Below are 22,387 nucleotides of genomic sequence, written 5' to 3' on the forward strand. Positions count from 1 at the left end.
ACACGGCCATGACAGCGCGGCTACCGGCTTACTGGCGCAACGTGATGACCGTGCTCTGCGGCGCGCTCGGGGCCCAGGCCCTGCCGCTGCTGGCGGCGCCGCTCATCACCCGCCTGTGCACGCCGGCCGACGTGGGCGCGTTCAGCGTCTGGCTGGGCGTGGTGGCGGTGGCGGCCATCGGCGCCACGCTGCGGCTGGAAGCGGCGATGATCCTCGACCACGAAAGCGAGGCGCAGCGCACCTGCTTTTCGGTGGTGGCCTACAGCGCCACCCTCAGCGCCATCCTGATGACCGCGTGCGCGGTGCTGGCGCGCCTGCTGGAGCTGCCCATCGCCGCGCACCTGTCGTGGCCGGCGCTGCTGACGCTCGGCCTGGCCACCTGGATGACGGCCTACATGCAAACCACGCTGGCCTATGCCACCTCGCGCAATGCCTTCGGCAAGGCCGCCCGCGCGCGCATCTGGAGCGCGGGCGGCATCGCGCTGGCGCAGGTCGGCCTGCTGGCGCTGGGCGTGGGCGGCGTGGCCCTGATCGCCGGCCAGCTGATCGGGCTGGCCGCGGGCTTGCTGGCCGCCATGCTGCTGCTGGCGCCGCCGCAGGCATGGCCGGGCTGGCGCCTGGACGACGGGCAGCGCCGCTACCTGCGCCGCCATGACAAGTTCTGGCGCTTCTCGCTGCCCTCGAACCTGCTCAACGTGATCGTCGGACAATTGCCGCTGCTGATGATCGGCGCGCGCCACGGCGCCCTCGCGGCCGGCCTGTTCGCCCTCACCCAGCGCGTGCTGGGCGCGCCGATTGCGCTGCTGGCCTCGTCGGTGCTGGAAGTGTTCAAGCGCCAGTCGGTGCATGACTTCCAGACCCAGGGCAATTGCCGCGATGCCTACCGCTACACCTTCAAGGCGCTGGTGCTGCTGGGCATCGGCCCCTCGCTGGCGCTGCTGCTGTTTTCGCCGCAACTGTTCGCGTTTGTGTTCGGCGAAAACTGGCGCGCCGCCGGCGAGCTGGCGCAAATCCTGGCGCCGCTGTACTTCCTCAATTTCATCGCCAGCCCGCTGAGCTATGTGTTCTTTGTCGCCGGCAAGCAGAAGATCGACCTGGTGTGGCAGGTGGCACTGTTCGTGATGACGGTGTCGGTGTTCGCCGCGCCCGGCACCCTGCAGCAAAGCGTGCTGTGGTATGCGGTCGGCTACTCCCTGCTCTATCTCGTCTATTTGCACATGTCGTACCGGTGCTCGCAAAACCGCATGGCGGCCATATGAAACCGATCGCGCGCACCACGGGACACGAGCAGTTGGCCGGCATGCTGGCCTTCTTTGCGCTGTTTCCCGGCTTCTTCTTTTATCACACGGCACTGGGGCTGGGAAAGATTCCGGCCGTACTGGGCGGCTATTTCGCTCCGGTATCACTGCTGCTGTTGCCCATGCTGTTTTTCTTCTACGCGGCGCGGGTCCGGCGCGACTGCGATTACCTGGGCAAGACCGATATCGCCTTCTTCCTGTACCTGGCCTACTTCGCGCTGATCGTCGCCGTCAATGCCGTGGCTGGCGCGAATACGCTGATCGTCACCAATCATGTGCTGGGGATCATCTTCATGCTGAACGTGTTCTTCGCCTTCCGCCTGTGCGACCCGGACCAGCGGCGCTTTCGCCAGATGGCGCTGGGCAGCCTGCTGGGCATGTCGGCCATCGTGTTCGCCTATGCCGTCGATGGTTCGTTCTACCTGGCGCCGCTTGGCACGGCCAGGAATCCGGAAAGCCTGGCCACCTACCAGGGGTTTTCGCGCTCGTACTTATTTACCTTTGCGGTGGCCATCGCGTACACCCGTTCCCTGCCGCTGCGCGTGATGCTGTATTGCCTGGGGGCGCTCACCCTGTTCCTGAATACGGCGCGCAGCGAATTTGCCGCCATGCTGTTCATGATTCCCATCATCGAGCTGTATCACGCGCGCCAGAAGTTATTAATGACCTCCATTTTTATCATCCTGTGCCTAGTGATTTTCTCCAACCTGGACCAGCTATTGTCCATGCTGCCCAATAACCGGGTACTGGAACTGCTCGATTTGTCACATTCGACCTCGGCCAACAAGCGTCATCATCTGAGCGCGTATGCGATCAATACGATCGCGCAGTTTCCGGTCTTCGGCGACTACGCCAGTTATTCGCCGGGCCTGTATTCGCATAATGTGCTGTCGGCCTGGGTCGATACCGGCCTGTTCGGATTTCTGTTTGTGCTGAGCATATTGATGCTGCCGGCGATTCCCATGTTTTTCAAAGGATTTTTCTCACGCCAGCGCTCCGGCGAATTCATTCTGGGTTTTTCCCTTTGCGGCATCACACTGCTGCTCCTGATTACCTCGCATTATTTTACCGACATGCTCATCGGCGCCACCATGGCGGCGTATTCATCCTACCGGTATGGAATGACACATGCTCTCAATCGCACATCTGACATCGGCCCATCCGCGCCGCGACACCCGGATCTTCGTCAAGCAATGCCGGACGCTGGCGCGGCAAGGATATAAGGTCACCCTGGTCGTCGCGGACGGCCTCGGGGACGAGCGCGACAGCGGCGTCCACATCACCGACGTCGGGCATCACCCGGGCCGCCTGGGACGCATGCTGCTCGGCACGCGCCGCGTCTTGCGGCGCGCGCGCCTGATCGATGCCGACATTTATCACCTGCACGATCCGGAACTGATTCCCATCGGGCTGCGCCTCAAGCGCCTGGGCAAGATCGTCATCTTCGACGCCCATGAAGATCTACCGCTGCAAATACTGGGCAAGCCCCACCTCGCGCCGGCCCTGCGGCGCCTGCTCGCCAGTACTTGCGCCGCCTATGAACGCCACGCCTGCCGCCGTTTCGATGCGATCGTTGCCGCAACGCCGTTTATCCGGGACAAGTTCTTGCAGATCAACCCGAACACGGTCAATATCAACAATTACCCGATGCCCACCGAATTCGACGCCGACGCCCCGTGGGGCGAGAAACAGCAGGAGGTGTGCTATGTCGGCGGCCTGTCCGCGATGCGCGGCATCGGCGAACTGGTCAGCGCAGCGCAGTTGCTGCAGTCGCCCGCCCGCATCACCGTGGCCGGGCGCTTTTCCGAGGTGGCGCTGGAAAACGCCCTGAGCGCACTGCCCGGCTGGCAGCGCCTGAATCGCCCGGGCCACCTGGACCGCGACGGCGTGTGCGCGCTCATGGCGCGCAGCCTCGCCGGCCTGGTGACGCTGCATCCCGAACCCAATTACCTCGAGGCCCTGCCCGTCAAGATGTTCGAATATATGGCGGCCGGCATTCCCGTGATCGCCTCCGATATTCCCCTATGGCACGGGATTATTCAAAGTAATCAATGCGGCGTGTGTGTCGATCCATTCGATCCGGCCGCCATTGCGGCCGCCATCGATTATTTCGTGCGCCATCCGCACATTGCCAGCCGCATGGGTCGCAATGGACGGCGCGCGATTCTCGATAAATATAACTGGCCGGCCGAGGCGGAAAAACTGATCAGGCTTTATCAGGAGCTGCCAGCGCCGGCGGCGAATCGGCGCATTGCGGACCGCCACGGCGCATCCGGATAACCATGCCTGTCCTCGCCGAAACAAATACCTGCAGCACCCCTGATGAATAACAAAGAACCGCGCTTGCGCCGTATCGACTTACGCAACTTCAAATACCCTCCCGCTTCATCTGGCTACAGTAAGAAAAGCCCGAACCATTTCCGGCCAGGAGGCGCAGGACTTTACGCGCCAGACATTTACATCAACCGACAAGAAGAGGCGGTTTCAAGCCGCGACGACTGCAATGAACAGCCTACTCTCCACCGTTTCGAACCATATCGCCACCGTCAGGCAAGTGCTGCGGCTTCCTGTCGCGCATTTGTATTTCGACCTGGCCATCGCCCCCATCAATGTGCGCTCGACCTACCAGTATTACACCAAGCGCCATCCACGCTACAAAATCATCCAGCACAAAAGCTGGGGCGCCGCACTGATCGACCTGCACGGTTTCCAGGGGCGCAGCGCCTATGTCGACAGCATCAAAGGCAGGAACTGGGGCGCGCACCACATCAAGCGGGCGCGCGCGCGCGGCTACACCCTGGCCCGGATCGACCGCAACGACCATGTGGATGCCATCCACGCCATCAACACCTCGGTCGGAGCGCGCCAGGGACGTCCCATGGACCAGCATTACTTGCAAAAACAGCGCTGCTACGACAAGCTGAGCAACTTCACCTATTACGGCGTGCTCGATTCCGACGGCAAGCTGGTGGCGTACGCCAACGTCGGGCGCTACGGCAATTTCCATGCATTCGAGCAGCTCATGGGTTACCGCAACAACGACGGCATCATGCATTTGCTGGTGGGCGACATTGCAGCCGGGCTGATCGACCAGGGCCTGGCGCGCTACCTGATGTACGACACCTACTACGGCGCCTTGCCCGGGCTGCGCCAGTTCAAGACCATGCTCGGCTTTATCCCCCACCGCGCGATTTACCACCTCCGATGAAACGACTTTTCAGACGCCTGTACAGCGATTACCCGGTGGCCGCCCTGAGCGCGCACTGCGGCATCGTCCGTGAAACACATGACGGCGCCGTGCCCGGCCAGTTCGACAGGGACATCGGCGAGCGAGCGCCGCCCCGGGCGTACCACCCGATGGCGCCTGCGGGCCGCGCCGCGATCCTGGCGCACGATGTGCCTGCTGACCCATCCGGCGCGGCGGGAAACCAACTGGCGCGAAAACACGCGCTGCAACCTGCGCCGCCTGGCCGAGGGGCTGACATGGCAAGCGCGCGCCGCCCGCAGGAGGTTCCAGCATGAACATTGTCCTCATTAACCACTACGCCGGCTCCCTGCGGCATGGCATGGAATACCGCCCCTTCTACCTCGCGCGCGAATGGGTACGGCTGGGCCACACGGTGCGCATCATCGCATCGGCACAGTCGCACATCCGGGCCCAGGCGCCGCAGCTGCACGGCCGGCCGCGGCTGGACGAAACCATCGACGGCGTCAGCTACCGCTGGATCGCCACGCCTGCCTACCGCGGCAACGGCGCGGCGCGCGTGGTCAATATGCTTGCCTTCGTCGCCCACCTGCAACGGCACGCGCGCCGGCTCGCCGCCGAGATGGCGCCCGACGTCGTCATTGCCTCAAGTACCTATCCGCTAGACATCTGGCCGGCGCATCGCATTGCCCGGCTGGCAGGCGCGCGCCTGCTGTTCGAGCTGCACGACCTGTGGCCGCTCTCGCCCATGGAACTGGGCGGCTATTCTCGCTGGCATCCTTTCATCATGTTGCTGCAGGCGGCCGAAAACTATGCCTGCCGCAACGCCTGCGCCATCGTGTCGATCCTGCCCAAGGTGCGCGATCATCTGGAAGCGCACGGCATGGCCCCGCATAAACTGCATATCGTGCCCAACGGCGCCGACCCGGCCGAATGGCTGGCCGAGCCGCCTGCCCTTTCCGAACAGGCCGGCACCGTTCTGGCGGCACTGCGGCACGAGGGCAAGTTCATCGTCGGCTATGCCGGCACGCATGGCGTCGCCAATGCCCTCGATACCCTGCTCGACGCCGCCGCCCTGGTGGCCGACCGGCGCGTCGCCTTCGTACTGGCCGGTGGCGGTCCCGACAAGCCCCGGCTGGTGCAGCTGGCGCGCGAACGCGGCCTGCACAATGTGCATTTTCTCGATCCGGTACCGAAGGAACAGGTGCCGGCCTTGCTGGCCTGCTTCGACGTCGCCTACATCGGCTGGCAGCGCCAGCGCCTGTACCGGTATGGCATCGCGCCCAACAAGCTGATCGACTACATGATGGCTGGCCGGCCCATCCTGCATTCGGTCGAAGCAGGCAACGATCCGGTGGCCGACGCGCGTTGCGGCCTGACCGTTGCGCCGCAGGACCCCGCCGCCGTGGCGCACGGTCTGCTGGCCCTGTTCACGCTCGACCCGACCGAGCGCGAAGCGGCCGGACAACGCGGCCGCGCCTACGCCATGGCCAACCTGAGCTACCCGGTGCTGGGGCGGCGCTTCTTGCAGGCGTGCGCATGATGGATACCGTCCATTCCCAGCGACGATCACGAGACGGCGCTGCCATGTCCGATGCGGGCCGGCGCTGCTTTATCCCGCCGGCAGCGCCGGTCCGGTCCCTGATGCCACCGGCAGAGGCAACTTTGCCAGCAGGAGCAGTCCCGGCGCGTCATCGCGACGATGCGCCTGGTGTCGTTGCGCCGGCGGCTGTCAAGCCAACTTGCCGCCGCGCCGAGGGCCGCCTTGGCGCGGGAACGTCGGTGGTTGGTGCGATACGTCTGCAAAAGCCGCGTGCACCGTTTCGCGACCTCCATCGAGCGGCGAGTGATGCCGTAGCAACAGCCATGCTTGCCGTCCTTCCTGTGGAGACCGCCACGCCGGCCCTCCTTCCTGTAAAGATTGACGCACGGCGCTGCAGCGCCGACCAGCTAACGCATCTGGGTGCGCTGCACCTGCAAACGCTGTGTGCACCGTCCAGCGATACCCGTGGGACGGCGGGTATGGCCATGTCAGCAGCCACGCGTGCACTCCATCCTGAACGATCTGCGTACGGCGCTGCAGCGCCGGGCAAGCAACGCATCGGCGTGCGGAACACCCGCAAGCGACCATCAACTTCACGGAGCACCCATCATGCCTGAAGACCTGACACCCAAGCCGGACCCGGCCCTGCCCGTTGCACCTCCCTTCCTGCCGTTCGCCCTGCCCGACATCGGCGACGAGGAAATCGCCGCCGTGGTCGAGTGCCTGCGCTCAGGCTGGGTCACGACCGGCCCGCGCACGCGCCAGTTCGAGCACGACTTCGCCGCCTACCTCGGCGACGGCGTGGAAGCGATCTCGGTCAACTCCGCCACCGCCGGCCTGCACCTGGCGCTTGAAGCGCTCGGCATCGGCCCTGGCGACGAAGTCATCGTGCCGACCCTGACCTTTACCGCCACCGCCGAAGTCGTGCACTACCTCGGCGCGCACCCTGTCCTGGTCGACGTCGACCCGGATACCCTCAATCTCGACCTGGCAGCGGTCGAGGCCGCCATCGGGCCACGCACGCGCGCCATCATCCCCGTGCATTACGCCGGCCTGGCCTGCGACATGGACGCCGTGCTGGCCCTGGCCGCCACCTACCAGCTCAACGTCGTGGAAGACGCAGCGCACGCCTTCCCGACGCGCTACAAGGGCCGGCTGGTCGGTACCCTGGCGAGCGACGCCACCGTATTCAGCTTCTATGCCAACAAGACCATGACCACCGGCGAAGGCGGCATGGTGGTCACCCGCGACGCCAGCCTGGCGAAGCGCGTGCGCCTGATGCGCATCCACGGCATCAGCCAGGACGCCTTCGACCGCTACACCTCGCGCACGCCGGCCTGGTTCTACGATGTGGTGGCCGCCGGCTTCAAGTACAACCTGACCGATCTGGCCTCCGCCATGGGCATCGAGCAGTTGCGCAAGATCGACCGCTTCCTGCTGCGCCGCCAGGAACTGGCGCGAGCCTACGCCATCGGCCTGCAAGGCTTGCCGCTGCGCCTGCCCTGCGCGCCCGGCCCGGGCAGCAGCCACGCCTGGCACCTGTACGTGGTGCGGCTGGAAGCTGGCGCCCGGCTCGGCCGCGACGAACTGATCGCCCGCCTCTCCGAGCGCGGCATCGGCACCAGCGTGCATTTCATTCCACTGCACCGCCATCCGTTCTGGCGCGACAGCTGCCGCCTGAGCCCGGAACAGTTCCCCGTGGCGGAGGCCAGCTTTGCCTGCATGCTGTCGCTGCCCCTGTACACGCGCATGAGCGACGCCGACCAGCAGCGCATCATCGACACCCTGCGCGAGCTGCTGACATGAGCAAGCGCCTTTTCGACATCGTGGCGGCGCTGGCCGGGCTGGTGGTGCTGGCCCCGCTGTTTGCCGTCATCGCCATCTGTATTCGATTGGACTCGCCAGGGCCGGCTTGGTTCCGTCAACAACGCGTCGGGCGTTTCGGCGTGCCGTTCGACATCATCAAATTCCGCACCATGCGCGTCGACGGCCACGGCCCCCAGCTCACCGTCGGCGCGGATGCGCGCATTACACGCATCGGCAAGTTTTTGCGCCGCTACAAGATCGACGAATTGCCGCAGCTGATCAATGTGGTCCTGGGCAGCATGAGCCTGGTCGGGCCGCGTCCCGAAGTGCCGCGCTACGTCGCCTGCTATCCGGCCGAGGTGCGCGCCGTCGTGCTTTCGGTCAAGCCGGGCATCACGGACTGGGCGTCGATCTGCTACAAGGACGAGAACGCCATCCTCGGACGCAGCGCCGACCCCGAACGGGCTTACCTGGACGTCATCCTGCCCGCCAAGCTCGACTACAACGTGCGCTATGTGCGCGAGCGCGGATTCTGGACCGACCTGCGCATCATTTTCAGCACCCTGGCCGCGCTGACGCGCCAGCGACTGCCATGAACATGCTCACGCCCCTGCTGCACCTTGGCGATCCGCGCCTGGCCATCGCGCTCGGCGCCGCCCTGTTCGCCTGGCTGCTGGCTGCCCGCGCCTGGCGCATGGCACTGTGCTGGGGCGTGCTGCTGTGCGGCGCGCTGGGACTGGTCGCTGCCAGCAAGATCTGGTTTCTCGGCTGGGGAGGCGGTGTGCCGTCGCTCGGCTTCAAGGCGCTCAGCGGCCATGCGGCCGGGGCCAGCGCCCTCTTTCCGATGCTGTTCTGGATGCTCCTGCATGGCCGCGCCGAAGGCTGGCGCCGCGCCGGGGTCGCGCTCGGCCTGGCGCTCGGCGCACTGGTCGGCGTGCTGCTGGTCGCCGACGGGCAGCACAGCCTGGCGGAAGCCGTGGCCGGGTGGATGCTGGGCGCGGCGGTGAGCCTCGCCAGCATCCGGCTCGGCGCCGCCAGCGTGCCTGCCCTGCCGCTGCACGGCCTGCTGTGGGCCGTGCCGACCCTGCTCGCCGCGGCGTGGCTGATGAAGTTCGCCCACCTCGGCTACTGGATGATCCGCGCCGCGCGCCTGCTGTCCGGCAACGCGCGCCTTTATCCGCTTTCAATCGACTAATTCAACCGGGATACCGCACCATGAACTCGCATCCGATGCCCAGCATCCGCTTCTTGAAGGAAAGCCAGTTGGGGGAAGATTCCTGGCATTCCTTGCTCATATCGCTATTGCGCGGCCTGGCGGCCATCCAGGTGGCCGCCGCCCACCTGCGCAGCGAATTTTTCCCCGGCCTGCGCACCCTGGAAAATCCGGCCTTGTGGTACCAGGGCCTGGCTTTCCTGACCGGTTTCGCGCACCAGGCCGTGGTCGTGTTTTTCCTGATCAGCGGCTGGCTGGTCGGAGGCAGCCTGCTCAACAAGCTGGGCCAGCCGCAGGCCATCAGGCTGTATGTGATCGACCGCATCACGCGCCTGTGGACGGTGTTGCTGCCCACGTTCGTGCTCATTCTTGCCGCCGGCATCGCCAGTGGCGTGATCGATCCGCGCGCACCCGATTTTTCGCCGGCCAACGACTATTCGGCGGCTGCGCTGGCCGGTAATCTGGTCGGACTGCAAACCATCGTCGTTCCTGAATTCGGAGGGAACTTCCCGCTCTGGAGTCTGTCGAACGAAACATGGTATTACGTGATGTTTCCGCTGCTGCTGATGTGCGTGGCGGCCAGTACGGGCGTGCGGCGGGCCCTGGCGGCGAGCGCCTTGCTGGTGGCAGGTGCCCTGTTGCCGGTCGAAATGGTGCTGTATTTTACGATCTGGCTGCTCGGCGCGGCGTTTTCGCGCGTGCGGGTGGAGTGCGGTGCGCCCTTGCGCATGATGCTGCTGGTGGTGCTGGCGATCGCATCGGTGGTCTTCAGGTTAAAGGGCAGCAATGACGATATGACGGTCGCGTCGTTCCCGCAGGATTTGCTGCTGAGCGTCTTGTTCCTGCTGTTTCTGTCGAGTACGGTGACCCAGCTTCCCAGGGCGCAAAAATTCGTCGGGCCGCTGCATCGGGTGGCCGTGTTTTTCTCTAATTTTTCGTTCACGCTGTATGTGGTGCACGTGCCGGTACTGGGCATCATTGGCTACCTTGGCATGACCCTGTTCGGCTGCCGGCAGCTGGCGGCGAACAGCCTGGCCGACCTGGGCGTTTACCTCGCCATGCTTGCCGTGGTGCTTGTCTCCGCGTACGGCTTTTATCTGATGTTCGAGGCACGTACGTATGCGGTGCGGCGCTCGGTGAAGAACCTGTTGATGGGAAAGGAGGCGGTAGCGCAGAAAACGGCGCCAGCGAAACAGTAAACGCGAGCACGGGTTTTGACGATTCAACCGGGCCGGCCGATCTTCATGACGTGCGATGCCGGGCGGCGCGATGCATGCCTGCGCCTCGGGGACGCGGCACGGTCCGCGCATGTGGCGGATATGGAGCATGTGGCGCATGTGGCTGATGCAGTTGACTGGGGCCGTCGTCACGGCGGATGAGGAAGGCCGAATGAGGAGCATGATCGGCTGCGCGTCAATGTCGCGCATGCCGGCAGAACGGGCGCAGGGTCGGAAGAACGGCGGATCGCTACGCTGGCTTGCGCGCCATGTAGATGAAGTGCGAGCGCAGCGGCGGCGCCAGCGTGGCAAGCAGCTCGGCCACGATGCGCGGCGCGCCCAGCAGGCGCCGCGCGATGGGCGGCGCCAGCAGCAGGCTGCGATAGTGACTTTCCGCCGCCGGCCACATGCGGCGCAGTTCGTCGCGCGTCACCCGGCGCACGTTGGGGTTGCGTGGATTGTTGTAGCGGAAGTCGAACAGCATGCACCAGCCACCGGGCGCCACGCTGCGCCACATGTCACGCGCCAGCGCCGCCCTGAGGTCCGGCGCGAGGATCGATGAGAAGACGGTATTGGCCACGGCCAGGTCGAAGCTGCCCGGCTCTGCAAAGTCGAGATCGCCAAGGTGCCAGTGGATGCCCGGCGCGCTGCGCATGCGCGCCAGCACCAGCCGCTGTTCCTGGTACTCGGTGCCCGCCAGCCTGCACGGGTCGGCGCCCCAGTCGATCAGTTGACGCAGGAAGCCTCCCGAGCCGCACCCGACATCGACCACGCGCAGCTTGCCCAGTTCCGGCCCCAGCGTGCGCGCGAGCAAGGCACCGGCAACGCGCCGCCGCGCCGCGTCCTGCTCCATGACGTCCACCCGGTGCCAGGCGTACGCGGAAATGCGCTCGTCCGCCAGCCAGTCGCGGTAGACGGAACGGATACGTTCCTGTTCCGATGAGTGATCGTCAAGAGGGTCCATGTCCACCATCTTAGCCACGATGGCATGGGCCTCCTTGACGCCGACCACAAACCGGTCAGTGCTGGTACGCCCCCATGTCAAAGCCGGTGGTCGCATTGCGCGGCTTGCCGTCGAAATCGGTCGGCGGCGCGTTGGTGGGTGTGCCTTTTCCGATGGCGGGCGAGGTCGGCCGCAGATGCAGGTCCGGCGTACCGGTGCGCGTATAGGCGACAAATTGCGGGTCGGCACTGATGGTGCCGCTGTGCGTCAATCCGTTCTTGAGTCGGAAGTTGTAGGTCGAGTTCTTGAACACCAGGTTATTCGTGTAGCGGTTGCGCGTGCCGGTCTGCCCCTGCTCCGAAATTCCCATCGCATTGTCGTACACGATGTTGTTGGCGACGATGGTGTCGTTGTTGGGGCCGGAGGTATGGTAGTAGTCGCCACCGCCGACAATGATGCCGGTGTTCGATGCGGTCACCGTGTTGTTGGTGATGATCACATTGTTCGCGTCATGCCAGAGGTGAATCGCTCCTTCGGCAACCCGGTACACCACATTATTTTTGACGGTTCCCGAGGTGCTGACGTAAATCCCCTGAACGAATCGGCAGCCCGCCGGTCCAATATCATGAACGAGGTTGCCCACCACATCGGACTTGATGCCGCGGTAGTAGCTGTCCACCCCAATGCCCGAGCCGCCCGCGCTTGTACAGGGGACGTTCTTGGCAATATGGTGAACCCAGTTACCGCGCGTCATGTCGTAGGAACCGCCGTTGTAGATGCCATGGGTCCACTTGGTGCCGCTCTGCGACGTGGTGCCATCGATGTGGAAACCGATAATGTCGGTATAGTTTCCACGGTTGTCCCACGCGGTATCGTTCGAGGAGCTTGCCGGAGGTACGATTTTCGCCCCCCATTTGGTGGTTGACACGTAATAGATACGCCCGGCCGCGGTGCCGCTGACCGTGGTCTTGAAGCCGCCCGGATAGGTGCCGGCGGCCACATGGATCGTGGTGCTGGGCAACGCGGCGCGCGAAGCCCGTGCGATCGTCCTGAAAGGCGCCGCCTTGGTACCGGCCGCGGTATCCGAGCCGGTGGTTGTCACATAATAGTTGTACGTGGTCGGTGGCGTAGTCGGCTCAGGCGTTGGTGTCGGCGTCGGTGTGGGCGTCGGCGTCGGCGTCGGCGTCGGCGTCGGCGTGGTCCCTCCCACATGCTGATAGGCGCCGATATCGATGCCGGTTTCCGCCGTGCGCGGCTTGCCGTCAAGGTCGGTGGCCGGTGCGTCCGCCACCAGTGCCGCGCCCTTGGCCGGCGACGTGCCGGCCGGCCGGTAATCGCCGCCGCCGGTGCGCACGTAGTTGACGAACTGCGGTTCGGCCGCCACCGTGCCGACCGCCTGCAGGCCGTTGTTCAGCATCACCGGCGTGCCGTTTCGGAATATCAGATTGTTGCTGTAGCGATTGTTGACGCCCGTCGACCCGACTTCCAGCAAGCCATAGCGAGCATTGTCGTAAAGAATATTATTGCTGACCCGGGTGTTGTCGTTGGGCACGCTGCCGTTGTAGCCGCCGTCGCCGCTGATCACAATCCCCGTGCTGGCATTAAACACGGTGTTGTTGACCACGATTCCCTGCGTGGCGTCATGCCACATGCGGATACCGGCATCGCTGATGGCGTACACGAGGTTGTTATCCACCCGGCTGCCAGCCGTGTTGATAAAGATGCCGAGATACGTGGGGCAGCCGGCCGGCCCGACGTCGTGCACGACATTCGCGCTGACATCGTTGGCGGTTCCCTTGTAATAGCTGTCCGAGCCGATGCCGCCGCCGCTGCCGGCGCACGGGACCGTGCGCGCGATGTGATGCACGTGATTGTTGCGCACGGTGCTGTAGGAGCCGGCGGTGTACAGGCCGAGCAGCCATTTGGTGCCGGCCTGGGCGGCGCTGCCGTCGACCTCGAAGCCGTCGATCTCCACATAGCTGCCGCGGTTGTCCCAGGCCGAGGTGGTGCTCGAGCTGGCCGGAGGAACGATTCTGGCGCCCCACTTCACTTCGGACACATAGCGGATATGCGCTTCGGCCGTGCCGCTGGCAGTGGTGCGAAAGCCCCCGGGGTAGGTCCCCGGCAGCACGCGAATGGTGACGCCCGGCGTTGCCGCCTGGGCCGCGCGGGCGATGGTCTTGAACGGCGCGGCCTGGGTGCCCGCATTGCTGTCGGCGCCGCTGGGCGAGACGAACAGGTCGAGCGGCGCCAGCGCGCCATTGTAGGTAACGGCGGCAAACTGCGGAGCCGGGGTCGCATTGTTGCCGTTGTTGCCGGTGCTGCCGCCGCAAGCGGAGAGCAGCACGGCGACGCCGCCGCAGATGCTGGCGTTGAAGCGGAAATCAGACGCAAAACTGGATAGCTTATTCATCAAAAGTTCCTCATTCAATCAAGTAAATGAATAAGGTTTGATTTGCGTCAAATGTTTAAGTTCAGTGTTTACCCAAGTAAATTTACCTGAGTAATCAAATGATCAAAGAAGTTTTCCTAAAGGGAATGTAAACGAGAAAAAACGCGACTCGCCGACGCCGGCATGTCGCGTTTCTTAGAGAGAAGACTTGTTAAGTCGGGAGGAAGGAGCCAGCCACGCCAGCAACTATTTTTACCGCAACTTGCTCAGTGCTCCAGCTGGGGCGCCTTGGTGTATTTGAACTGATACGCATAGCTGCCGACACGCAAGGCCATGTCATTGAACAGCACGCCCTGCGGCGCGATGCCGGCATGATTCAGGCGCTTGATCGATTCGGTGATCTCGCCCTCGGTCGTCACCCCGGCGCGCGCAAGGATGAACACGGCCCCGGCGTGCGCGCCGATAATGAGCGCATCCGACACCGCCAGGATCGGTGGCGTATCGATCAGCACGATGTCGTACTGGCTGCTGACCACGTCGAGCAAATTGGAAAAATTCAAGTGCTGCAAGAACTCGGACCGGTTCGGCGGCAGTGCGCCGGTCGGAATGAAGTCGAGGTTCTCCAGCACGCCCTGGTGAATCACCTCGTCCAAAGGCAGCGAACCGGCAATCGCCTTGGTCAGCCCCTGCTCGCGGCTGACGCCGAAATAGCGGTGCAGGTGGCCGTTGCGCAAATCGGCGTCGATCAGCAGCACGCGCTTGCCGCTGGCCGCCATCACGGCAGCGAAATTAACAGACAGAAACGACTTGCCAAGATTCCGCCCCGGCCCGGCCAGCATCACGATGTTGTTCTTGAGGGAAGGCATCGCATACGTCAGCGCCGCGCGAAAACTGCGCAAGCTCTCGATGGCGATGTCTTCCGGCGCCACTTGCGCCAGGATCGGCAGCACGGTGCCGCCGCGGGCCCCGCGCAGCAGGCGCTCCTGATGCGTGCTGCGGGGAATGCTGGCATACACGATCCGCGCGCCCAGCAGCGTTTCGATGCGCTGCGGATTGTCGATGCCGCCGAAAAACGCCTTGCGCGCAAACGCCAGCATCACGCCCAGAAACAGGCCGGTGACCACCGCCAGCGCCACGATCAGCGGCCGGTTCGGCTTGAGCGCGCGTTCCGGCGCCATCGGGGCATCGATCAGGCGCACGTTGCTGACCCGGCCCACGGAAATCAGGCGCAGTTGCTGGGCCGTGTTCGACAGTGCCGTGTACAGGTCGGTATTGACCTTGATTTCGCGCAGCAGGCGCGATTCGTCCTGCTCCAGCACCGGCAGGGTGCGGATCCGCCTGGCCACTTCCGCAATCTCGGCTTCCACCTCGCGCCGCTGCTGGTTGATGCCCATGATGATCGGATGGTTCTCGGTGAAGCGCGTCAGCAAGGCGGTCTTGCGCTGCTCCAGTTCGAGACGCCGGGTCTGCGCCGCGGCGGCCTGCTGCAGGCTGATGCGTGCTTCCTCGCGCATGTCGATACTGCCCTTGCTGTTACGAAAACCGTTGTACTTTTCCTCGGACTCTTCCAGCTGGCGTTTCAGCGTCGGCAACTGCAGGTTCAGGAACGCCAGCGATTTTTCGGCCTCCTCGGTCTTGCGCGCCAGGTTCTGGCGCATGTACTCGCGCCCGATTTCGCCCAGCAGGCTGTTGATGCGCTGCGCATCCTCCCCTTGCAGCCGCACTTCGATGATGCCCGACTGCTTGCCCTGCTCGGTAATCACCAGCGCCGTCTGGATCCGCTCGATCGCCGCCAGGCGCGAGCTGCGCATCAGGCGGAACTGGGCGCCCGGCTGCGCGCGCAGCCGGTCCACCCGCAACTCCAGGCTGGCACCCCCCGCCTTGGCCCTGAGCGTGGTGCCGACGGTGCCTTCATAGGCCGCCGCCAGAGCGCCGCCGGACAGGTGGTAGCGCCCGTTGCCGCGCGCGGTCAGCGTGAATTCGCGGTTGTACCAGGCTTCCGGGACCTCGAATACCGACACCTCGGCCTTCTCCGGCCCCCATACATAGCCGCCGCGCCCGAAAATGCCGGGTTCGGACAACTCGTTCGACTTGCGGTTGGCAAACCAGAACCCGACCACAGGGAAATACTTGGGCCGCACATTAATAAACAGCTGCAAGTTGTCGACCGCATGCGAAATCACCATGCGCGAGCGCAGCAGCTCCATTTCGGCAATCGCCGCCTTCTTGGTTTCAAACAGGGACGATACTTCGCTGAGGATATTCTTCGATGCATTCGGACTTTCTTCCTCGACGTGGATCATCAGGTTCGCTTCGTACACCGGGTTGACGACGAGCGCATAGATAATCGCCAGCAAGGTCACCAGCGCGGTGACCCCGCCGATCAGCCAGCGGCTGTCGTACAGGATATTCACGTAGCCCTGCAGGTCGATCTCGTGCGGCTCCGCCTCGCGCCCGGGCGGCGGGGCGGCTGGCGGCAGGCTGGGCATTGGCAGGGTATTGGGGGAAGCTGACAGCGGTTGAGCTTGGTCGGCATGGTTCATGGCAAGGTCCTTGAAGCGGGTTCAGGGGCGGCTGATATTGACCACTTGCGTCAGCGCGCCCGGGAACAGCATGCTGACGCTGCGGTACCAGTTGGCCAGCGGAGAGGCAGCCACATAGATCAGATCGCGCGGTTCGAGCTCGAAGGCCTCGGCCAGCGCCAGCGCGCCGGCGCGCCGCGCGTCGAGCTGGTAGACGCGGGTGCCGTCGACCGCCCTGCGGATTACATAGATCTGGCGCGCATCGCCGCTGAGCGGACTGATGCCGCCCGACTCGCCCAGCGCTTCGTTCAGGGTCAGGCGGCCGTCGTGCATGGTCAGCGCCTTGGGCGTGACCACCTCGCCCGAGACGAACACCTTGCTCTCGTCGCGCGAATGGACGCGCACCACGTCGCCGGGCGCCAGCAGGATGCTGCCCGGATTGATGCCGCGCGCCACCAGGCCGCGCAAGCCGACCTGGTAGCGCGCATCGCCCCGTTCCAGCACGATGCGGCTCTGGTCGGCGCTGGGCAGCATGCCGCCGGCGCGGTTGAGCGCCTCGACCAGGGTCATGGGAATATCGTTAATCGACTGCAAGCCCGGCAAGCGTACCTCGCCATCGATATACACGCGCTTGCTGCGGTAGGATTGCACGCGCAAGGTCACCAGCGGATTGGTGATGTAGCGCGCCAGGCGCTTGGTCAGCAGCGCGCGCGCCTCATCCTCGGTCAGCCCGGCCAGGGTGAGCGCACCGGCGAACGGGAACTGCACCCGCCCGTCGTGGTCCACCACGAAGCCGGCCGGCGGCGCGCCCGGGCTCTGGGCATCGGCCGCCGTGGCCGAGGCGGCCACGCCCTGGCCCGCCAGTTCCGGATGGTCCCACACCACGATCGACAGGATGTCGCCGCGGCCGATGGCGTACGGCGGCGGATTGCGCACGATCAGGTGGGCCACGCTTTCGCTGCTGCGCCGGGCGCGCAAGGCTTTCTCGGCGTCAATCAGCTGCGCGGTAATCAGCTGGGTGGGCGGCGCCGGCTCGCCGGCGATGCCCGAACGCGGGTCGCCGGTGATGCGGAAGCCGGCGCAGCCGGCCAGGCTGGCCAGCAAAAGCAGGGCTGGCAGCGTTCTCAGGAGGGATGTGTGTGTTTTCATGGTGCTTATCAAAATAAACATTGTCCAGTTCAGAGTAAGTGAGCGCACCCGGCCGGGTCTTGCTGCACATCAAACCCCGGCTGCGAGAATTTTTTTACAGCAGTGGCGACAGGAAAAACCTTTTTCTGGCAAGCTCATGGTTAAATGCGACCGATTTCATCTCCGTACAAAACGACCCATGTCCCAAGCCTTGCCCCCGCCTGACCCGAGCCCGTCCGGCGCCGCCGAACTGGCGGCCGTCCGCCAGGCCGCCGATGAACTGCGCTCCAGCGAGGCGCGCTACCGCTCGCTGGTGCAGGCCAGCAGCACCATCATGTGGCTGGCCTCGGCGGCCGGCCGTCTTGAGGGCGCCCAACCGAGTTGGACTATATATACCGGGCAGTCCAGCGATCAGTTCGACGGCTGGGGGTGGCTCGACGCCATCCATCCCGACGACCGCGACCGCACGGCCGCCGCCTGGCGCGCCGCGCTCGACGCCAGCAGCATGTACCAGATCGAACACCGCGTGCGCCGCGCCGACGGCCAGTACCGCTACATGAATGCGCGCGCGGTGCCGATTTTCGACGCCGCCGGGGCCATCACCGAGTGGGTCGGCATCCATATCGACATCGACGAACGCAAACGGGTCGAAGAGCGCCTGCGCCTGCTCGACGCCATGAGCCAGGCCACCCGCAACGCGGACGACCCCAAGACCATCATGGAGGTCACCACGCGCCTGCTCGGCCAGCACCTGAGCGTCACGCGCTGTCCTTACGCCGACGTGGAAGGCGACAACGACCGCTTCACCATCCGCCACGACTGGACCGCGCCCGGCGCCATGAGCACCGTCGGGGTCTACTCGCTCGACCTGTTCGGTACGCGCGCCGCCAGCGACATGCGCGAAGGACGCACCCTGCGCATCTGCGACGTCGACCGCGAACTGGACGAAGCCGGCGGCGGCGCCATGTTCAACGCCATCGCTTGCCGTGCCATCATCTGCTGCCCGCTGGTCAAGGAAGGCAAGCTGGTAGCGATGATGGCGGTGCACCAGGACCGTCCGCGCCAGTGGACCGATGCCGAAGTGGCGCTGGTCGAACAGACCGTCGAACGCTCGTGGGCTCACATCGAACGGGCACGCGCCACCGAAGCGCTGCGCGAGGCCGACCGCCGCAAGACCGAGTTTCTGGCGATCCTCGCGCACGAACTGCGCAATCCGCTCGCCCCCATCCGCAACGGCCTGCAGGTCATGCGCATGGCCGAACATGACCAGGCCACCGTGGCGCGCGTGCGCGACATGATGGAACGCCAGGTCACGCAGATGGTCACCCTGGTCAACGACCTGCTCGACATCGCCCGCATCACGCGCGGCAACCTCGAACTCAAGCCGGTGCGCGTCGAGCTGCGCGAACTGATCGCCAGCGCCGTCGAAACGTCCATGCCGCTGATCGACGCCAACCGCCACGCGCTGACGGTCGACGTCGCGCCTGAGTCGCTCATGCTCGACGCCGACCCGACCCGCATCGCCCAGGTGATCGGCAACGTGCTCAATAACGCGGCCAAGTACACGCCGGCCGGCGGGCGCATCACGCTGGCGGCGTGGCGCGATGGCGCGCAGGCGGTGCTGTCGGTGCGCGATACCGGCATCGGCATCCCGCCCGAATCGGCGCTGACGGTGTTCGAGATGTTTTCGCAGGTGGGCGCCTCGCTCGACCGCGCCCAGGGCGGACTTGGAATCGGCTTGTCGCTGGCGCGGCGGCTGGTGGAACTCCATGGCGGCACGATCGACCTGGTACGCGACGAGACGGTCAGCGGCAGCCGCTTCGACATCCGCCTGCCGCTCGCGCCCGACGTGGCGGCGCAGGCGCCCGGCGCCGGCGTGATCGCCGACACGCGCTCAAGCGGCCTGCGCGTGCTGGTGGTCGACGACAATCTCGACGCCGCCGACATGCTCTCGGAGCTGATGGACATCATCGGCCACACCAGCCGCGTCGCCAACGACGGCCCGCGCGCATTGGCGCTGGCCGAACAGTTCCGGCCCGAGGTGGTTTTTCTCGATATCGGGATGCCCGGCATGAATGGCTATGAAGTCGCGCGAACGCTGCGCACCATGGCGCACCTGGAACCGCTGGTACTGGTCGCGCTGACCGGCTGGGGCGACGATAACGACCGCGCGCGCAGCAAGGAAGCAGGCTTCGACCATCACCTCATCAAACCGGCCAACCTGGAAGCGGTCGAACGGCTGCTGGCCGGCCTGGTGGCCAGCCGCAAAGGCTAACGCAGTTCTTCCATCAGCTTGAGGTTCTCGCCGAACTGCCATACGCGGCGGATATCGATCACGTCGTAGCGCGAGGCGATATTTGGCGGGAACGGCGAGTAGCGCGCGTTGACGCGCACGATGCGCAGCACCGCTTCATCCATGTCGGCGCGGCCGCTCGAACGCAGGATCGTCACGTCCTGCACGGTGCCGTCGCTGCGCACCGCCACGTTGACCAGTGCGTGGGTATGCTCGACGTCGGCCCAATCGCGTGGATAATTCGCACTGCCATTGCGTTGGATCTTCTGGCGCCAGCTTTCCACGTACATGCGCAGCGGCACATCGCGTTCGGCCGCGCCGACGGCGACACGGCGCTCGTCGCGCATTGGCGGTGGCGGCGTGCCGGAGAGGATATCGAGGCCCTTGACCATCTCGCGCGCGCGGTTCGACAGGTCGCTCCCCAGCAGGTTCTTGGGGACGATGATTTTGCCGCCCGCGCCGCTGCCGGCGCCCGCCGCGGTGCCGCCCGGCGGCGTGTTGGCGGCCTGACTGCCGCCGCCTTCGGGTCCGCGTTGCAACGCGGCTTGCTGGGCGGCTTGCGCGGCCTGGGCTGCTTGCGCGGCTTGCTTCTGAGCGGCTTGCTCGGCCAGTTTCTGTGCAGCCTGCTGTTCCGCCAGCTTTTGCGCGGCTTGTTGCTCCGCCAGTTTTTGTGCGGCCTGCTGTTCCGCCAGCTTCTGCGCAGCTTGTTGCTCCGCCAGTTTCTGCGCAGCCTGTTGCTCCGCCAGTTTCTGTGCGGCCTGTTGCTCCGCCAGTTTCTGTGCGGCCAGTTGATCGGCTTTCTGACGGTCCGCCTTCACCTGCTCGGCGCGCAGCTGATCGGCCTTCTGGAGCTCCAGCTTCTGCTGGGTGGCCACTTGCTCCGCCTTCTGCTGTTCGACCTTGAGCGCCGACGCGCGTTCGCGTGCCGCGTCAGCCTCCACCTGCGCCTGCTGCGCCAGTCGCGCCTGCTTCTCCAGTTCCTCAGAAGCCTCGGCCGCCGCTTTTTCCTGCTGCTGGCGTACCTGCAGCTCGGCCAGCTTGCGCTCCTTCTCGTCCTCTTCCAGCTTGCGCTGCGCCGCCAGCCGCTCGGCTTCCTCCTCCTGGCGCCGGGTCTCGGCCAGCTGGGCCGCGCGCGCCGCCTCTGCGGCCTCGGCGGCACTGGTTGCTTCGGTGCCATCGTCGGTGCCGTGCTGGGCTTCCTTGAGGTCGATGGTTTTCTGCTCGGCCTCTTCCGGGCGCGGCATCGGCACCGAAAAATCGTTCACGATCACGTCCTGGGCGATGACGCGGGTATCCATTGCCAGCGCATCGCTGGCCGGCAAAGGCGGACTGATGCGTTTGGCCTTGCGCGGCTTGTCCTTCTTCACAGCCAGTCGCGGCGTGGCGGGAGCGGGAACGGGCGCCGGCGCCGGATCGACCAGGCGCATGCCGGTTGCCGGCGCTGGCGGCGTCACGGCGTCGGGAAGGGGCAATGGCGGAAGCGGGACCGCGGGTGCAACCGGTGCCGGCGGCGTCGGCGTGGGTGCGGGCGGGGTGGCCACATCAGCCAGGCGCACCTCGATCGGCGTCGCCGAACCGGGCAAGCCGAGCGCGGGAATGCCGAACTGGAGCGACAGGATCAGGCCGTGCACCAGCAGCGAAACGAGCACGGCGCCGGCCAGGCGGCGCTTGCCCTGGTCGCGCGGCGCACGGCGCGGCCCTACCGCGCCAGGACGCATGCGACCATATCGTTACGCCAAATCGCCGCTGATGCCATACCTGCCCCTGCCCAAAATTCGTTAATAGCCCCCGAATTCTAAGCGAAAAGCCCCTTTTGCTGAGGAATAAGCTTGCGTCCCGTGCACACCCGGGTCAGGCGGCGAGCGCCGCGTCGGTGACCAGGGCCGCTTGCGGCTGGTCGAGGTAGTAGCCTTGTGCGTAGAGCGGCAAACCGGCAATGTCCTCGGCAGAATCAATCGCCGGCGCCGTTTCGACCCGCTTGAAAATCAGCTTCACGCCGGCCGCCCGGGCCGCGTCCAGCAGCGGGGCGAGCGAGACGCCGCCCGACAGATAGCGCGCATCGAGTTTGATCGCGAGCGGCCTTTGCCCGGCCACCATCGCCTGCGCCTGCGCCACCGAGGCCGCATTGAGCGCCAGCCGAAAGCCGTTGCGGCGGTAATTGTCGGCCACGTAGTTCAGCAGCCATCCCTGCTGCGGCGTGGTCGCGGGCAGTTGCAGCACGATGCGGCCGAGCGGCAAATCGAGCGCGTCGAGAATGCGCTTGAAGGCATGCCCATGGTTGCTGCTGACCGCACTGAGCAGCCGGTCGTGCACGTTCAAATACAGGTCGCTCTGCCCTGTCTCGTCCTGGCGGAAGAAATTGATCGCGTGCAGCATGCGGCACAGCCGGTCGAGCTCGATCGACTCGTCGTCGCTGGCCGCATGGTCGAGCAGTTTCCACAGCGACAGTCCGGCATCCCCCGCCGAGGCACTGCGCGCCAGCCCTTCGTAGGCCACGATGCGGCTGCTGCCGAGCGCGCGGATGGGCTGGAAAGCGCTGGTGATGGTGCAGTTGAAATACTTGCCCTGAGCGCGGCCCGCCGAGTCCAGCCACACGCTGCTGGCCGGACGGTCCGGGTCGGACAAATGGGCCAGGTAAGTGTTCAAGGTAGGGAAAGGCATTGCATGTCCCGCTATCGGTATAAAGCGGAAAGTCTAGCCTTGCGCCTTTCGCCGGCGAAGGAATCGTTTCGCCAATCGATATGCGGGCGGCGCATATCGCTCCCGGGTTGTTATGCGCAAAATGCATCTATCGAAACGCGAAATCATTCGTTTGCAGATGCACCCG

At 65.2% G+C, this 22,387-nt stretch carries 16 protein-coding genes; 10 read left to right on the forward strand and 6 right to left on the reverse strand.

Features of this window, described 5'->3' with window-relative positions:
- The first annotated feature begins 8 nt into the window (after nucleotides 1-8).
- The 9 genes from RBA41_RS07510 to RBA41_RS07550 all read left to right on the forward strand — a co-directional run bounded on the left by RBA41_RS07510 (nucleotide 9) and on the right by RBA41_RS07550 (nucleotide 10,264).
- Nucleotides 9-1,259, forward strand: coding sequence for a lipopolysaccharide biosynthesis protein (locus RBA41_RS07510; RefSeq protein WP_306622594.1), 1,251 nt, complete (start codon nucleotides 9-11; stop codon nucleotides 1,257-1,259).
- Nucleotides 1,256-2,521 (forward strand): O-antigen ligase family protein, encoded by a 1,266-nt coding sequence (locus RBA41_RS07515; RefSeq protein ID WP_306622758.1) that lies wholly within the window; start codon nucleotides 1,256-1,258, stop codon nucleotides 2,519-2,521. Before RBA41_RS07510 ends, RBA41_RS07515 begins: the two co-directional genes overlap by 4 nt.
- Nucleotides 2,427-3,578: a glycosyltransferase gene (locus RBA41_RS07520; RefSeq protein WP_306622596.1), complete on the forward strand. Its 1,152-nt coding sequence runs from the start codon at nucleotides 2,427-2,429 to the stop codon at nucleotides 3,576-3,578. Before RBA41_RS07515 ends, RBA41_RS07520 begins: the two co-directional genes overlap by 95 nt.
- A gap of 223 nt (nucleotides 3,579-3,801) precedes the next feature.
- On the forward strand, nucleotides 3,802-4,506 hold the full coding sequence (locus RBA41_RS07525) for a hypothetical protein (protein ID WP_306622598.1): 705 nt from the start codon (nucleotides 3,802-3,804) through the stop codon (nucleotides 4,504-4,506).
- Between the two features lie 310 nt (nucleotides 4,507-4,816).
- A complete protein-coding gene (locus RBA41_RS07530; protein WP_306622600.1) occupies nucleotides 4,817-6,046 on the forward strand; it encodes a glycosyltransferase family 4 protein in 1,230 nt (409 codons plus the stop codon).
- A 609-nt stretch (nucleotides 6,047-6,655) separates the two neighbouring features.
- Complete coding sequence (locus RBA41_RS07535) at nucleotides 6,656-7,852, forward strand: DegT/DnrJ/EryC1/StrS family aminotransferase (RefSeq protein WP_306622602.1); 1,197 nt, start codon at nucleotides 6,656-6,658, stop codon at nucleotides 7,850-7,852.
- Nucleotides 7,849-8,448, forward strand: coding sequence for a sugar transferase (locus tag RBA41_RS07540; protein ID WP_306622604.1), 600 nt, complete (start codon nucleotides 7,849-7,851; stop codon nucleotides 8,446-8,448). The genes RBA41_RS07535 and RBA41_RS07540 overlap by 4 nt, the downstream gene beginning before the upstream one ends.
- Nucleotides 8,445-9,047, forward strand: a complete 603-nt coding sequence (locus RBA41_RS07545; protein ID WP_306622606.1) for a phosphatase PAP2 family protein — start codon at nucleotides 8,445-8,447, stop codon at nucleotides 9,045-9,047. The genes RBA41_RS07540 and RBA41_RS07545 overlap by 4 nt, the downstream gene beginning before the upstream one ends.
- A gap of 20 nt (nucleotides 9,048-9,067) precedes the next feature.
- A complete protein-coding gene (locus RBA41_RS07550; RefSeq protein ID WP_306622608.1) occupies nucleotides 9,068-10,264 on the forward strand; it encodes an acyltransferase family protein in 1,197 nt (398 codons plus the stop codon).
- A gap of 268 nt (nucleotides 10,265-10,532) precedes the next feature.
- Here RBA41_RS07550 and RBA41_RS07555 read toward each other — a convergent pair whose 3' ends face one another.
- From RBA41_RS07555 to RBA41_RS07570, 4 genes are all read right to left on the reverse strand, one after another.
- Nucleotides 10,533-11,246: a class I SAM-dependent methyltransferase gene (locus RBA41_RS07555; protein WP_306622610.1), complete on the reverse strand. Its 714-nt coding sequence runs from the start codon at nucleotides 11,244-11,246 to the stop codon at nucleotides 10,533-10,535.
- 55 nt (nucleotides 11,247-11,301) lie between these two features.
- Nucleotides 11,302-13,638 carry a right-handed parallel beta-helix repeat-containing protein gene (locus RBA41_RS07560; RefSeq protein ID WP_306622612.1) on the reverse strand — a complete coding sequence of 779 codons (2,337 nt, stop codon included), beginning with the start codon at nucleotides 13,636-13,638 and terminating at the stop codon, nucleotides 11,302-11,304.
- 245 nt (nucleotides 13,639-13,883) lie between these two features.
- A complete protein-coding gene (locus RBA41_RS07565; RefSeq protein ID WP_306622614.1) occupies nucleotides 13,884-16,160 on the reverse strand; it encodes a polysaccharide biosynthesis tyrosine autokinase in 2,277 nt (758 codons plus the stop codon).
- Nucleotides 16,161-16,181: 21 nt separating this feature from the next.
- Complete coding sequence (locus RBA41_RS07570) at nucleotides 16,182-17,288, reverse strand: polysaccharide biosynthesis/export family protein (RefSeq protein WP_306622616.1); 1,107 nt, start codon at nucleotides 17,286-17,288, stop codon at nucleotides 16,182-16,184.
- Nucleotides 17,289-17,466: 178 nt separating this feature from the next.
- On the opposite strand from RBA41_RS07570, the gene RBA41_RS07575 reads away from it, so the two are divergent.
- Nucleotides 17,467-19,542, forward strand: a complete 2,076-nt coding sequence (locus RBA41_RS07575; protein ID WP_306622618.1) for a PAS domain-containing hybrid sensor histidine kinase/response regulator — start codon at nucleotides 17,467-17,469, stop codon at nucleotides 19,540-19,542.
- Here the strand turns inward: RBA41_RS07575 and RBA41_RS07580 are convergent.
- Nucleotides 19,539-21,278 carry a TonB family protein gene (locus RBA41_RS07580; protein ID WP_306622621.1) on the reverse strand — a complete coding sequence of 580 codons (1,740 nt, stop codon included), beginning with the start codon at nucleotides 21,276-21,278 and terminating at the stop codon, nucleotides 19,539-19,541. The two genes, RBA41_RS07575 and RBA41_RS07580, sit on opposite strands and share 4 nt — an antisense overlap.
- Nucleotides 21,279-21,411: 133 nt before the next feature.
- The gene (locus RBA41_RS07585; protein ID WP_306622623.1) at nucleotides 21,412-22,221 is read right to left on the reverse strand and encodes an EAL domain-containing protein; all 810 of its coding nucleotides are present in this window, start codon (nucleotides 22,219-22,221) and stop codon (nucleotides 21,412-21,414) included.
- Nucleotides 22,222-22,387: the final 166 nt, after the last annotated feature.

The organism is Massilia scottii (assembly GCF_030846495.1).
GTDB lineage: Bacteria > Pseudomonadota > Gammaproteobacteria > Burkholderiales > Burkholderiaceae_D > Telluria_A > Telluria_A violaceinigra.